The 14484-nt window shown below is 46.4% G+C and carries 10 protein-coding genes; 4 read left to right on the top strand and 6 right to left on the bottom strand.

Translation table 11 applies throughout. The features are described from left to right. Positions 1-26: 26 nt before the first annotated feature. Both ABR189_RS21375 and ABR189_RS21370 read right to left on the bottom strand, forming a co-directional pair. The gene (locus ABR189_RS21375; RefSeq protein ID WP_354662515.1) at positions 27-1562 is read right to left on the bottom strand and encodes a SusD/RagB family nutrient-binding outer membrane lipoprotein; all 1536 of its coding nucleotides are present in this window, start codon (positions 1560-1562) and stop codon (positions 27-29) included. 36 nt (positions 1563-1598) lie between these two features. Further along, entirely contained in the window at positions 1599-4880 is a 3282-nt protein-coding gene (locus ABR189_RS21370) for a SusC/RagA family TonB-linked outer membrane protein (protein WP_354662514.1), read from the bottom strand. A gap of 771 nt (positions 4881-5651) precedes the next feature. Here ABR189_RS21370 and secA point away from each other — a divergent pair. The 4 genes from secA to ABR189_RS21350 all read left to right on the top strand — a co-directional run bounded on the left by secA (position 5652) and on the right by ABR189_RS21350 (position 11374). Further along, positions 5652-8975, top strand: coding sequence for a preprotein translocase subunit SecA (secA, locus tag ABR189_RS21365; RefSeq protein ID WP_354662513.1), 3324 nt, complete (start codon positions 5652-5654; stop codon positions 8973-8975). A gap of 131 nt (positions 8976-9106) precedes the next feature. After that, positions 9107-9769 carry a deoxyribose-phosphate aldolase gene (deoC, locus tag ABR189_RS21360; RefSeq protein WP_354662512.1) on the top strand — a complete coding sequence of 221 codons (663 nt, stop codon included), beginning with the start codon at positions 9107-9109 and terminating at the stop codon, positions 9767-9769. Between the two features lie 2 nt (positions 9770-9771). Beyond that, a complete protein-coding gene (locus ABR189_RS21355; protein ID WP_354662511.1) occupies positions 9772-10215 on the top strand; it encodes an SPOR domain-containing protein in 444 nt (147 codons plus the stop codon). Continuing rightward, on the top strand, positions 10199-11374 hold the full coding sequence (locus ABR189_RS21350; protein ID WP_354662510.1) for a M20 metallopeptidase family protein: 1176 nt from the start codon (positions 10199-10201) through the stop codon (positions 11372-11374). The genes ABR189_RS21355 and ABR189_RS21350 overlap by 17 nt, the downstream gene beginning before the upstream one ends. Positions 11375-11531: 157 nt before the next feature. Here the strand turns inward: ABR189_RS21350 and ABR189_RS21345 are convergent, their stop codons facing one another. From ABR189_RS21345 to ABR189_RS21330, 4 genes are read right to left on the bottom strand one after another with little or no spacing between them, the layout of a single operon-like run. Further along, complete coding sequence (locus tag ABR189_RS21345; protein ID WP_354662509.1) at positions 11532-12218, bottom strand: hypothetical protein; 687 nt, start codon at positions 12216-12218, stop codon at positions 11532-11534. A gap of 16 nt (positions 12219-12234) precedes the next feature. After that, positions 12235-12606 (bottom strand): GntR family transcriptional regulator, encoded by a 372-nt coding sequence (locus tag ABR189_RS21340; protein WP_354662508.1) that lies wholly within the window; start codon positions 12604-12606, stop codon positions 12235-12237. A 27-nt stretch (positions 12607-12633) separates the two neighbouring features. Further along, positions 12634-13464 (bottom strand): hypothetical protein, encoded by an 831-nt coding sequence (locus ABR189_RS21335; RefSeq protein WP_354662507.1) that lies wholly within the window; start codon positions 13462-13464, stop codon positions 12634-12636. Between the two features lie 12 nt (positions 13465-13476). Next, the gene (locus tag ABR189_RS21330; RefSeq protein ID WP_354662506.1) at positions 13477-14310 is read right to left on the bottom strand and encodes an ABC transporter ATP-binding protein; all 834 of its coding nucleotides are present in this window, start codon (positions 14308-14310) and stop codon (positions 13477-13479) included. Positions 14311-14484 lie beyond the last annotated feature (174 nt).

Raw genomic sequence — 14484 nt, 5'->3', positions numbered from 1 at the left:
CTTTTGCTGCTATCACTGCTTCATGATTATTTCAGCAACCACATCTGGGTATTCATATCATCTCCCCCCTGGCGCTGTACGGCAGCTTCCCTTTGTTTGGTGTTCAGGGATTGTTCAGATTGAGGATAGATATACCGGATAGGTACTTTATTATTATTCAGGTTGGCAGGACCGGGAATAACTGCCGGCATGTTTGTTCTCCGCCAGTCGAACCAGCCCTCCAGTCCGTTAAAGTAAAGCGATACCCATTTCTGCAGGGCGATCTTGGCCAGCTTTTCATTGTCGGTACCGGTGAGGGCCACTGCCGGCTGTGTCAGGTAATTGGCAGGCATGGTGATATCCAGTCCGTATGCCGCAGGCACTACTGCTTGCCAATAAGCGAAATTGGCCTTGATACCATTGGTATAGTACGTAGCTGCGTCGCCGGTAGTGATCCATCCTTTCTGCCTTGCTTCCGCGAGGATAAATTGCAGTTCGGCATAAGTCATCAGCATACCGCGGGCTGCATCCGGCTGTGGGGCAGCCTGGTTATTATCATTGCATACCAGACAGGCAAAAGTGTATCCTACCCTTGAAACGCCTTGTACTCCGCCATTGTAAGCCAGTGCATCCACATCGCTCAGTCCGTTGGGAGATCCCAGGATTACCGGGGTACCCGCGGCCACAGAAGCCTGTGTAGGCCGGCCAAATACTTTCAGACGGGGATCGCCCAGGGCGGTCATTCTGTCGGACAGTGTTTTGCTCACCCTGAATTCATCAAATGAGCCTACCCGGTTGCCATACAGCGGCCATTGATTAGGCGCTGCCGCCAGGTATTCCAGTTCGGCATTATCAGCATTGCCTTCAAAAATGGGGTATTTGGCAGGATCACTGATGATGGCCTGCATCTCTGCCTTTACATCTTTCTTTTTAGAGATCCGCATCAGATAACGCAATTGCAGGGAATTGGCCAGCTTCCGCCATTTGATCATGGCACCGGCGCCACCGCCATACAATATATCTCCTGCAAAAACATCTCCCTTGGCAGTAGCCAGTACTTCATTCGCTTTTTTCAGATCAGCCAGGATACCGGTATAGATATCTTCCTGCTTATCATAGGCAGGTTGATACACCCCACCGATCTTCGCTTTACCGGCTTCGCTGTAAGGCACATCTCCATAGGCATCTGTTGCCATGGAAAACATCCAGGATTTAAGGATCAGCCCTACCCCGTAATACGGACTGGTGGGATCGTCTTTAATGATCAGGAAGATGTTCTGCAGATTGCGGTAGTTACCATATACCGTGTTCCAGATATCATTCCGTTCATTCCATCCATACCGGTCTTCATTTACGAACTGGATCTTGGAATGGTACTGCACCACGATGTTTCCGATACCCCAGGCTTCATTTACCTGCCTGTCCAGCGTGCTTTTAATGATACCGCTCAGCAACAGGTCGGGCGTTACATTGGTCGTATTATTCCTGTTGGTATTTACTTCTGAAAAGTCTTTGGTACAGCTGCCGGTAGCCAGCAGTGTGAATATGATAGAGGCGGTGACTGCGATTTTAAACAATTTCATCGGTCAGATTTTTAAATGATTGATATGGATGGTTCCTTATAATTTGAAGCTGAGGTTAATGCCATAACTACGGGAGGAAGGCAGGCTCATGTATTCTATACCTGGCAGCGCAGTACCTCCGGAGTAAGACATTGTTTCAGGATCTACGTGCGGCACATTGTCCCACAGCAGGAGATTGCGGCCTACCAATGAAACAGCCGCACCACGGATAGGCCATTTACCAAATACCTTATCAGGGATGTTGTAACCGATCTGCAGCTCGCGCAGTTTTACGAAGGAAGCATCATACATCACTCCTTCTGCAATACCACGGCCACCCGTCCAGGCAGAATGCCATTCGCGGGCGGTCAGCTTTTTGGTATTGGCTTCAAATTTTTCAGGAGCAATCTGTACCACTCCGGAGCCGATCACCCCATTACCTGGTTTGGTAAGATCATACCCATCGGCACGACCTTCCAGCGTTTCAATGATAATACCACCTTCGCGCCCTACCGTTTGTGTTTGTGAATACAGCTTACCACCCTGGCGCACATCAAACAGGAAGCTGAGGCGTACACCCTGATAATTAAAACTGCTACCGATACCCATCAGGTAATCAGGATTGTAGTTCCCTAATTTGATTTTGTTGGTAGTAGCGATTGGACGGCCATTGGTACCGTATACCATCTGTCCTACGTACTGGCCGGTAGGATCGTAATACGGCGCATCCTTGTCGGTATTTTGCACACGGGCAAAACCGATACCATACAGATCCCCCATTCTTTCGCCTACCCTGGCTTCCACACTTACCCCTCTGTCGGCCATCACATAATTAGAAAGCCCGTCACTCAGTTCCAGTACAATACTTCTGTTGGCAGAGAAATTCACAAAAGCATCCCAGGTAAAACGTTCTTTTTTAATGATGCTACCCGTCAGCATTACTTCCACCCCACTGTTTTTGATCAGCCCAGCATTGATTTTACGGGTATCATATCCACTGGTATTGGTTAAAGGAATGTTGAGGATTTGATTTTTCGTACGGCTTTGATAGTAAGTAACGTCCAGTCCGATACGGTTATTCAGGAAACGGATATCTGCCCCAAATTCATAGGCAGAGCTGATTTCCGGTTTCAGGTTCAGGTTGGCCAGGCTGCTGGCTTCTCCATAGATCTGGGTAGTGCCAAAAGGTTCGCTTCTGTTGTAGGTTTGGGTGTAAGAGAAAGGGTCTGTATCATTTCCCACCTGGGCCAGGCTGGCGCGCAGTTTCAGGAAGCTGATCGCATCCGGCAGTGTTACCATATCACTGATAATACCACTCAATGCCACAGAAGAATAGAAATAGGAGTTATCCTGTGTACCAAAAGCTTTCAGTTCTTCTGGCAAGGTAAGTGCACTGCTCCAGTCATTACGTCCGGTAAAATCCAGGAACAGTTTGTTTTTGTAGGCAATTCCGGCCGACCCGTACAGGCTGTTGATCCGTTTTGCCACATTATTCTGTTCTGCCACCAATGCTATCCTGGAGTTGTTCAGGCTATAAATACCCGGAATGTTCAACTGTCCGGCCACGCCTTCATTAAAGCGGGAAGTTTGGCGCATCTGGTTGCCTCCCAAAGTAGCTGTTACCGCAAAATCGGAGTTGATATCCTTATTCAGGCTGAACAGGAAATCGGTATTCCGCTCTTCGTTGATAATATTTACTTCACGGTATTCACCAAAGGGGAAACGTTGGGTGCTGAATGCCCTTTTCATTTCCCGGCGTTCGTTGCTCCAGTCGGTAGCGGTGCGGAGCTGGAGATTCAACCAGTCGGTAAACTCATATTTCAACAGCACATTACCGATGATCCTGTTATAATATTGGCCGTTGGTATTCTGGAAAACGGTAAGGTAGGGGCTATCGTGGTAGTTATAGTTCCAGCCATATTGCTGTTTACCATCCAGTCCTTGCTGCCATAAGCGTTTCATATCACTTACTTTCACAGAAGCAGGCAACCAGCAGTTGAACAGGTACATGATACTTTCGGTACCATAGCTGATGGAGGGTCTGTTATCGCTTTTACTATCGATATAGCTCACAAAAGCGCGTGCCGACAGTTTCTTATTAAAATTATATCCACCGGAAAGGGATACGGTATTACGTTTAAGATCAGTATTAGGCACGATCCCGGTCTGGTCCAGGTTGGTATAACTTAAACGGAAATCACCATCTTTATTCCCCCCTACCAGTGCCACATTATTGGTAAATGTGCGGCCTGTTTGCAGGAAGTTTTTCAGGTTATCCTTATCTGCTTCCCAGGTGGTGGGCGTGATCACACTGCCTGCAGGCGCATTCATGTCACCACCGGTGAAGGGAATAGCTTCCCCATTGAGGGTACGGGGAGAGTTAAACTGCGGATATTTCTGTCCATTAAAAGCAGGCCCCCAGCCTTCGTCGGTACCATCTGCCAGTCCGCCACCACGGCCATCTACAAATGCAAAAGCACCACCACTGCCATTACCTTGTCCGTAGGTAGTCTGATATTTCGGCAATTTCAGCGCTGATTCAAAGGTGAGGTTACTATTTACTTCCACGCCAATGCCCTGTTGTTTTCTGCCGCTTTTTGTTTTGATCAGGATCACGCCGTTGGCCGCCCTGGAACCATACAAAGCAGCCGCAGCAGGCCCTTTCAGGATACTCATGCTTTCCACATCATCCGGATTCACGAATCCGGCACCATTGCCATAATCCACTTCCATGTTGCCACGGCCGGAAGCGCCGGTGATGGCATTGCTGATAGGCACCCCGTCTATCACGTACAGGGGTTGGTTTTTATTCAGGTCTACCGAGCGTTCTCCCCGGATAGACACCCTTGCAGAGCCACCAATACCGGAAGGGCTGCCTATCACCGTTACCCCTGCTACCTTACCTGCCAGCTGGTTTACTACATTGCTTTCCCTGGCTACGGTGAGTTCATCTCCTTTTACCTCCTGCAGGGCATACCCCAGTTTTTTCTTTTCCCTTTTAATACCCAGGGCCGTGATCACAATTTCTCCCAGGTCGCTGGCTACCGGTACCAGCAGGATCTCTGCCGCCTCTGATGCTTTTACCGTGCGCGTGGTAAAGCCTACACTGCTGATGACCAGCTGGTCGTTGTCATCTGCTGTGATTTTAAACATGCCTTGTGTGTCGGTGAAGGTGCTGACCTTCCCGTTTTTGACGGCCACCGTAGCACCCACAACAGGCGCGCGGTTGTCATTGGAGAATACGCCACCGGTGCGCACGCGTTGAGCCATTGTAAACAATGACAAGCTGAGCAACAGGCAGGTGAGTACCAGTTTTTGGAGGTAGAGGTCTTTTTTCATGTGCTTGAGATTTGGTGGTTAGGTTGATGTAGTTGATGTAAATAACAAACATATCGCTGCAATGTGAATGCAGTATTAAGCCCATGTGATCGAATTGTTATATACAAAAGGAAAGGGAGGCTAAACAGTGTTGTCACACATAAAAGTTTAGTCTCCCTTTACTTCCGCGCTATGCTTTTAACATGAAAAATAGGGCCCTGGTTCGCAGCTAACGGAAAAAAATCGCCACCGTACCGGGGAGGCTGACGGTAAATAGCCTGCCGCATGATCCGGCAATGACATAAACCCCATACAGGCAAGGCGCTCCATAGTAAAATCCTACTTAGAAGCAGGATAGGGCTACGTTTCCTTATAGATGTTCCACTGTTGTTCCACTATTGTCCCACTGTTGTTCCACTGATGTTCCACTCTAAAGAGCTATGGAACATCTATGAGATAGCTGAAGTTGCACCATTGAACATTCCTGAAGAACGGCCGGGTATAATATGGGATAGTAACGGCCGGGACTGCTGATATGGCTATGCTTGCATAAACACAACTATTTTCCCGGTCTATCTGCAAATAATTCCTAATTTTACGGGCCTTGTACAGCCGCAGCAACAAACTGACACCTTGACATACTGCGTTTCAAGCACAATATTTGAGAAACAGAAGACAGTGCCACTAAAAAACGATAGTGTACAGTAGCCTACCAGCCCACTGCAGTTATTGTTCATTTATGGAACTCACCGTCTGGAATCGTAATTCGTAATCGATAATTCGTAATTAAACATGTTAGGTTTTTTAACAAAGCTTTTTGGAGGGCATAAATCCGAAAGAGATATTAAATCCATCCTTCCGGTAGTGAAGCAGGTAAATGAGGAGTATGTCAAATTGCAATCCCTGCCTATTGACGACCTTAGAAATAAAACGCAGGAATTCCGCCAGCGTATTAAAGCTCATCTCTCTTCCATAGATGCCGCCATTGCTGAAAAGAAATCGGCAGCAGACCAATCGGAAGATGTAACAGCAAAAGATACTTATTATCAGGATATAGATAAATTACAGAAAGACCGCGATAAGCAGATCGAAGAGATCTTAAAAGAATTGCTTCCGGAGGCTTTCGCAGTAGTAAAAGAAACTTCCCGCCGTTTTTCCCAGGGCGAGCCGTTGGTAGCTACCGCTACCCAGCTGGACCGGGAACTGGCAGTAAAAAAGGATTATATCACCATCAACGGTGACAAAGTGTCCTGGCAAAATACCTGGAAGGCAGCTGGCAGTGATGTTACCTGGAACATGGTACACTATGATGTACAGCTGATAGGTGGTTCCGTATTACATTCCGGTAAGATATCGGAAATGGCTACGGGTGAAGGTAAAACCCTCGTATCCACCCTGCCGGCTTATCTCAACGCCCTGGCTGGCGAAGGTGTGCACATCGTAACGGTGAACGACTACCTGGCCCGTCGTGACTCTGAGTGGAACGGCCCTATCTTTGAATTCCTGGGTATCACCGTAGATTGTATTGATAAACACCAACCCAACTCCCAGGAACGCCGGGAGGCTTACCTGGCAGATATCACCTATGGTACCAACAACGAATTCGGTTTTGACTACCTGCGTGATAACATGGTACACAGCCCGGATGAAATGGTGCAGCGCAAACACCACTACGCGATGGTGGATGAGGTGGATAGCGTATTGATCGATGATGCGCGTACCCCGCTGATCATTTCCGGTCCTATCCCCCGTGGAGAAGAACAGGAATATCATACCCTCAAACCAAGAATACAGCACCTGGTAGAAGCACAGAAAAAAGTGGTGAACCAGTACCTGCTGGAAGCCAAAAAACTGATTGGTGAAGGGAAAGACGACCCTAAAACCGGTGGTTTGGCATTGATGCGTGCCTGGAGGGGTTTACCCAAGAGCAGCGCCCTGATCAAATACCTCAGCGAATCCGGTCATAAAGTATTATTACAGAAAGCAGAAAATCACTACCTGGCAGATCAGCAACGTGAAATGCCTAAAGTAGATGAAGGCCTGTATTTCTCTATCGATGAAAAGAACAATACCGTAGACCTGACAGAAAAAGGGATTGCCCTGATCACCCAGGCCGGAGAAGATCAGCATTTCTTCGTAATGCCGGATGTAGGTTCTGAAATAGCAGAAATCGAAAAGCTGGATATTCCGTCTGAAGAAAAACTGCAACGCAAAGATGTGCTGTTACAGGATTTCGCTTTAAAATCCGACCGTATCCACTCTGTACAGCAATTGCTGAAAGCATATACCCTGTTTGACAAAGATGTGGAATATGTGGTGATGGATGGCAAGGTAAAAATCGTAGATGAGCAAACCGGCCGTATACTGGATGGGCGTCGTTACTCTGATGGTTTGCACCAGGCTATTGAAGCCAAGGAAAATGTAAAAGTGGAAGCAGCCACCCAAACCTTTGCTACCGTAACCCTGCAAAACTACTTCCGTATGTACCACAAATTAGCGGGTATGACGGGTACTGCGGTAACAGAAGCGGGTGAGTTCTGGGAAATATACAAACTGGATGTCATTACCATTCCTACCAACCTGCCTATTACCCGTAAGGATGCAGAGGATCTGGTATACAAAACCAAGAAAGATAAATACAGGGCTGTTATTGAAGAAGTGAAGCAGCTGCAGGCCAATGGCCGCCCGGTACTGGTAGGTACTACCTCAGTGGAAGTATCTGAGTTACTGAGTAAGATGCTCACTTTTGAAAAGGTGCCACATAATGTACTGAATGCGAAACAACACGCCCGTGAAGCGCAGATTGTAGCCGAAGCAGGTTTGGCAGGAGCTATTACCATTGCGACCAACATGGCGGGTCGTGGTACGGATATCAAGCTGGGGCCTGGCGTAAAAGAAGCCGGCGGGTTGGCGATCATTGGTACAGAAAGACACGAAAGCCGCCGTGTGGATAGGCAGTTACGTGGCCGTGCCGGTCGTCAGGGTGATCCCGGAACTTCGCAGTTCTTCGTATCCCTGGAAGATGACCTGATGCGTATGTTTGGTTCTGAGCGTATTGCCGGCCTGATGGACCGTATGGGCTACAAGGAAGGCGAAGTGATCCAGCACAGCATGATCACCCGCTCCATTGAAAGAGCGCAGAAGAAAGTAGAAGAAAACAACTTCGGTATCCGTAAGCGCTTGCTGGAATATGATGATGTGATGAACAAGCAGCGTACGGTGATCTATGCTAAACGTAACCACGCCCTGTTTGGCGAAAGGCTGGCCATCGATATTGACAATGCATTTTATGATGTAGCAGAAAATATGGTGACTACCCACCGGGAAAGCGGGGATTATGAAGCGTTCAAGCTGGATGCTATCATGAACTTCTCCATTGACTCGGAAATTACCAGGGACGAGCTGGCCAAAACAGATATCAATGCGTTGACCACCAAGCTGTTCCAGGAAGCGAAGAAAAACTACCAGCGTAAAGTACAGGAACTGACTGCCAATACTTTGCCGGTGATCAAGCAGATACACAAAGAACAAGGCCACCATATTGAAAACATTTCTATACCATTTACCGATGGCAAGAAAGGGATCAATGTACTGGCTAACCTGCAGAAAGTGGTAGATACCAATGGTCATGAAACCATGAATGCCCTGGAACGCAGCATTACGCTGGCACTGATTGATGAAGCCTGGAAAGAGCACCTGCGTGCGATGGACGACCTGAAACAATCTGTTCAGAGTGCGGTGTACGAACAAAAAGACCCTTTGCTGATCTACAAGTTTGAAGCCTTTAATCTCTTCAAACAAATGGATGGCGATACCAGCCGCGATATCGTTTCCTTCCTGTGCAAATCTGGTATTCCCGTGAGCCAGGATCAGGAAAGCCGTCAGCAGGAAGTTATCCGCGAAGGGCATGAAGAAAAGACCGATATGAGCCGCATGCGTACCACACACGAGAACTTTGAAGACCAGGGCAACGGGCATGAAGCGCCTGAATATGCCACCAATGCAGAACAGGGAAAACCTGAACCGGTAAAGGTAGGTCCTAAAGTAGGCCGTAACGATCCTTGTCCTTGTGGCAGTGGTAAAAAATACAAACAATGCCACGGTAAAGATTTATAATCCTTACCCATACATATCATTATGCAGCGGGTGTCTCCAGCAAGGGGCACCCGCTGTTATTTGGGGATACCCTGCTTTATTATCATATTAGCAGGAATTGGATTATTTTTGTCCCTGAAAAACCAAGTGTCATGGAATTAGCCCGTTATATTGATCACACTGTTTTAAAGCCAACCACCACGCTGGAAGATATCAGGCAGCTTTGTATGGAAGTAGTGGAGTATAACTTTGCAGCAGCCTGTGTACCACCCCCTTTTGTAAAACTGGCTAAAACATTCCTGGGGAGCACTACCAGCAAAGTAGCTACCGTTATTGGTTTTCCATTCGGTTATTCCGCCCTGGAAGCCAAGGTAGCAGAAACGGTGCTGGCCATCGTAGATGATGCGGATGAGCTGGATATGGTGATCAATATTTCAGCATTAAAGAATAATGACTGGGAATACCTGGAAAAAGAGATCGCTACGGTGATGCCCATTATCCGCAGCAAGCACAAAGTAATTAAGGTAATTATCGAAAGTGGCATATTATTGGAGGAAGAGATCATTAAATGCTGTGAGCTGTATAGCAAATACCAGGTGGATTTTGTAAAAACCTCCACCGGCTATGCAGAGAAAGGGGCTACGGTAGCAGCGGTGCAGTTAATGCGCCGGCATCTGCCGCAAAATATACAAATAAAAGCTTCTGGCGGGATACGTACCTTAGCCTTCGCGGAAGAGTTGATAGCAGCAGGAGCAACGCGCCTGGGATGCAGTGCCAGCGTAGCAATAGTAAAAGAGCAGTTAATCAAATCATGATAATGAAAAAAATATTCAGTCTGGCAGTGTGTTTACTGATGGGTGCAATGGCGATGGCGCAGGATAATACCCTGTCTGCCAGCAATACCGGTGTACAGGTGGTAAAAGACAGCCGTATAGACATCCTGATCAAGAAACAGATTTACATTAATACCCTGGCTATCCGTAACCAGTCTGGTTTCCGGGTACAGGTGATCACCACCAATAAACGCGGGGAAGCGAATGAAGCCAAAGCGCGGGTGATGCAATTATATCCTGATTACCGCACTTACCTTGATTTCCAGGCCCCTTATTTTAAAGTACGGATAGGTGATTTTAAAACGCGGGAAGAAGCCAGTGAACTCAGGGACAAGTTATCCAATGTATTTTCCGGTGGTGTATTTGTAGTACCTGCTATTATCAATGTATCCCTGGATAAAGAACTATCGAATGAAGAATCGAATTAAAGCCCTGGCCAAAGAATTAGCGCCTGCATTTATTGATATCCGGCATCATATTCACTCCCACCCTGAACTTTCTTTCCAGGAGTATGAAACTTCTAAATTCATTCAGCAAAAACTGGATGAATTTGGTGTATCCTACCAGGCCGGCATAGCGGGCACAGGTATAGTAGCTACTATTGAGGGAAAGCACCCCTCCAGCAAGACTATTGCCATCCGGGCAGACATTGATGCACTTCCTATCACGGAGGCCAACAATGTACCTTATAAATCGAAAAACGAGGGGGTGATGCATGCCTGCGGACATGATGTGCATACTACCTGTGTACTGGGTGCTACCAAAATATTACAGACCGTAAAAGATCATTTTGAAGGAACGATAAAAGTGTTGTTTCAGCCGGGAGAAGAAAAACATCCGGGGGGCGCCAGCCTGATGATCAAAGAAGGGGTATTGGAAAATCCCCGGCCTGATGCTATCCTGGGTATGCATGTGCAGCCTACTATGGAAGCCGGCAAGCTGGGATTCCGGGGCGGACAGTATATGGCCAGTGCCGATGAGATCTATATTACGATCAAAGGCAAAGGCGGCCATGCCGCTGCTCCTCACCTCACGGTAGATACCATCCTGGTAGCATCGCACCTGGTGGTAAGCCTGCAGCAGATCATCAGCCGGAACAACAATCCGTTTTCACCTTCTGTATTGTCCATCTGCGCATTTAATGGCGGTTTTACCACCAATGTGATCCCCAGTGAAGTAAAACTGATGGGGACCTTCCGGGCGATGGATGAAACCTGGCGGTTTAAAGCACATGAGCTGATCAAAAAACAGGCCACCGAACTGGTACATGCCATGGGTGCCGAAATAGATATTGAAATACTGGTAGGCTATCCCTGCCTGTATAATAATGAGGAAGTAACAGCAAAAGCCCGCGCACTGTCTGAAGATTACCTGGGTAAAGCCAATGTGGAAGATACAGAGGTAAGGATGGGAGCAGAAGATTTTGCATTTTATTCCCAGATCGTACCTGCCTGCTTTTTCCGGTTGGGTACCGGCAATATTGCGAGAGGTATTACCTCCGGCGTACATACGCCTACGTTTGATATCGATGAAAGCGCCATTGAAGTAGGGATGGGCAATATGGCTTACCTGGCTACACAATTCTGACGTTCCGTAACAGACCGATTTATATAAAAGGGCTGGCCAAAAAAAAATTGGTCAGCCCTTTTTTCCCTGCATGTGTAAGCCGTTGTTGCAATCCGGCGGTGCTGCCTATGCAGGGATTTATGGGGAAACATTGCTGAGCATAATAGTATCCTGCTGTTTATTTTACTTGTTTCATAGCAGGAATAGACCGGCCATCCACACTAAACACAGCCCACTCGTCCATTTCCATATCCACCTGTTTGAAAGGCACATCATTGGACCTGAAATCACTTCCTTTGCCCAATGCCATGTGCAGGGTATCAATTTCACAACCATAGTTAAAAACAACAGCACTTTGTTTTCCTCCGCGCAAATCCAGCGACCTGAATTTTGTACTGCTCAGGTTCACTACACATTTTTCCCCTGCCCTTACCGTAAACTGGCTCTGGTTAAAGAGGCTGACAGTTGCTTTGGTATTATCCTCCAGAATTAAAGTAGTAAATTCAGGACAATAGACATTTATCAGGCGGTCACGATCAGCACGTATAGGGTGTAAAATGAGGGTATCTCCCACCTGGCGAAAGGAAGCCAGGGCTGAATCTTTCATGCTGAAATTACTCACAGCATATTTTCCCGCCAATGTTACGTTTACCCACCACTGTTCTTCATGTGTCTCCACCTTAATCACTTTAAAGGGCTGCAATGGTGCATTAGTACGGGAGAGGTTATCTTCTTCCCTTTGCCCAAAGATATTTTCGCCATACACACCTCTTTTAGCATTGGACCACAGTATCGTATCTGAGATCAGCATGAGTGAAACAAGGGTAATAAAAAATATCAGCAACAGTTTATTACTGGTTTTCATGATTGTTAGTTTTAAATTATTTGAAGTTGGACCTTTTGAATTTTTCGTAATGAGATTTCAATTCATCCAGGTCAATATCCAGTAAATAGATACTACGAAAGAACTGCGGCAGTTCATTTTCCAGGAAGCGTTCTTTTTTCAGCAGCTTCACTTTCTTCACGGCATCCTGCGCCACGAAATAGCCAATACCTCTTTTATTGTAGATCACTTCTTTTTGCTGTAAAAACTCACAGGTACGCATCACGGTGTTGGGATTTACTTCCAGCGACACTGCCAGTTCACGAACAGAAGGTACTCTTTCGTCCGCCTGCCACTTGTTTAGTAAAATCTGTTCACACAAGTAGTCTGCTATTTGCAGATAGATAGCTTGTGAATCTCTGAACTCCATAATCAAGAATTTATCGCATGCTGTATATTAAATTTCTTTTTCTTTTAACCGGAAGTAGGCCACTACCCATAAAAAGGGGATAATCAGGTAGGTACCGGCAAACGCGAATATGTGCTGCATCTGCTTAGGCAGGAATACCAGGGTATCAAAGGAGTACCCCATCCCGCTGGTAGTCCTTTCTTTTTTCAGGGCTACCAGCAACATGGGTACATGATGATTCCATGCCTGCAACTTACTGCCGAAGAATAATTCCAGAAAAAGGGTATTGATCAGATAGAGTAAGAAAAGAACGATCACCAGCAGAAATATCGTTTTCAGAAAGCTGGACTTTTCAAAGCAGGTAGCACCTAATAAGAAAATACTATGCAGTAAAAACCATACAAAACAGGAATAGAACGCAAGCGTTTTAGTAATACCTCTGTCAGAGGCCAGGTCATTTAGCATATGTTTCTGGGTACGGGAAAAAGCAATGGCATCCATCCACAAATACACCCCATAGAATACGATATGGTAGATCACCAGGAATCCAATGGTAGTAAATAAAAATACGGTTAAGAATTTTTCAAAGTGAGAAGCCGGCAGCATCAGGTAATTGACACCTTTGGGCTTATTGGCAAATTCGCTAAAAGAGGCACTGGTAAAGATCATACCCGAAAAGAGGATACCTATACAATACATAGGCAGTATATCAGTAATTTTATTAATCGTGCCACGCGTGAAGTAGGTAGTGACCATTACCACTAAAACCAGTACAAACAGTACTACCATAGACATCCCGTATAAGCGGTAATTATCTACCAGGTGTTTTCTTATATATAATCCAAACCTGTTCAGGTTAAAAACGTTGTTCGTGTGCATAGGGGGAAAAGATTAGTTGAAGATTTGTTGAATACGGGCTGTATTGGCAAGCAGTCCGTTGAAAAGCAGTTCCATGTCTATTTTGCTATGTTCCCCATTATCATTTTCCAGGATAACAGCATGTCCTCTCAGGGAGCTTTCGGCAAATAATACTTTGGCGGGGTCTGCCATATCACTTACTACTTTAAAGCACAACTTATCCGTTACCGTAGCGATATCCTGGCGGAATATAATACGATGTTCGTCTATGACTACGATACTATCGATCAGATTATCCAGATCGCGCACCTGGTGGGTGGAAATTACAATACACTTTTCGGGGCTGACAGCTGCTGCAATTACTTTGCGGAACTGGCTTTTGGAAGGGATATCCAGGCCGTTGGTAGGCTCGTCCATCACCAGCACCTTTGTATTAGCCGCCAGGGCAAAGCTGATCAGCACTTTTTTCTTTTGTCCATACGACATGTCGGTGAGCTTCTGATCCGGTGGGATGCTGAACTCCTGGAGGTATTGTGAAAACTCCTGCTTGTTAAAGTGCGGGTAAAAAGGGGCGTAACTCTTTACGTAACTGCTGATACGCACATTAGGCAAATAAAATTCTTCCGGCACCAGGAAAAGTTCCCGTAAGAATCCCGGTTGCCGGTGCATACTGTTATAGTTCATGACTTTGCAGGAACCGCCCTGTGGAAATAGCAGGCCGCTGATATGCTTTAATAAGGTAGACTTACCGGCCCCGTTCTTGCCCAACAGGCCGTAGATGTGTCCGGCTTCCAATTGCAGGTTAAGTCCTTCAAACAAAGGTTTGTGTTTTCGATAGCTGAAATGCAGCTGCTCAATGTGGATCATGATGTAGGCTTTATAGTGTACTAGATATCTAGTACACTATAAAAGTATTAATATTTTTTTGAAACGAACAAATATTTTTTTGCAATGGTGCCGGAAAAATAAAAGGTTGGGGGGAAAGGTGTGCTGGGAGGGGATTTCAAAAATGGGCTGAAAATATTGGTACATCCGGTACCT

Source organism: Chitinophaga sp. H8 (assembly GCF_040567655.1).
GTDB classification, from domain to species: Bacteria; Bacteroidota; Bacteroidia; order Chitinophagales; family Chitinophagaceae; genus Chitinophaga; species Chitinophaga defluvii.
The sequence above is the reverse complement of the archived record's forward strand: the minus strand, read 5'-3'. Positions and strand labels throughout refer to the sequence as shown.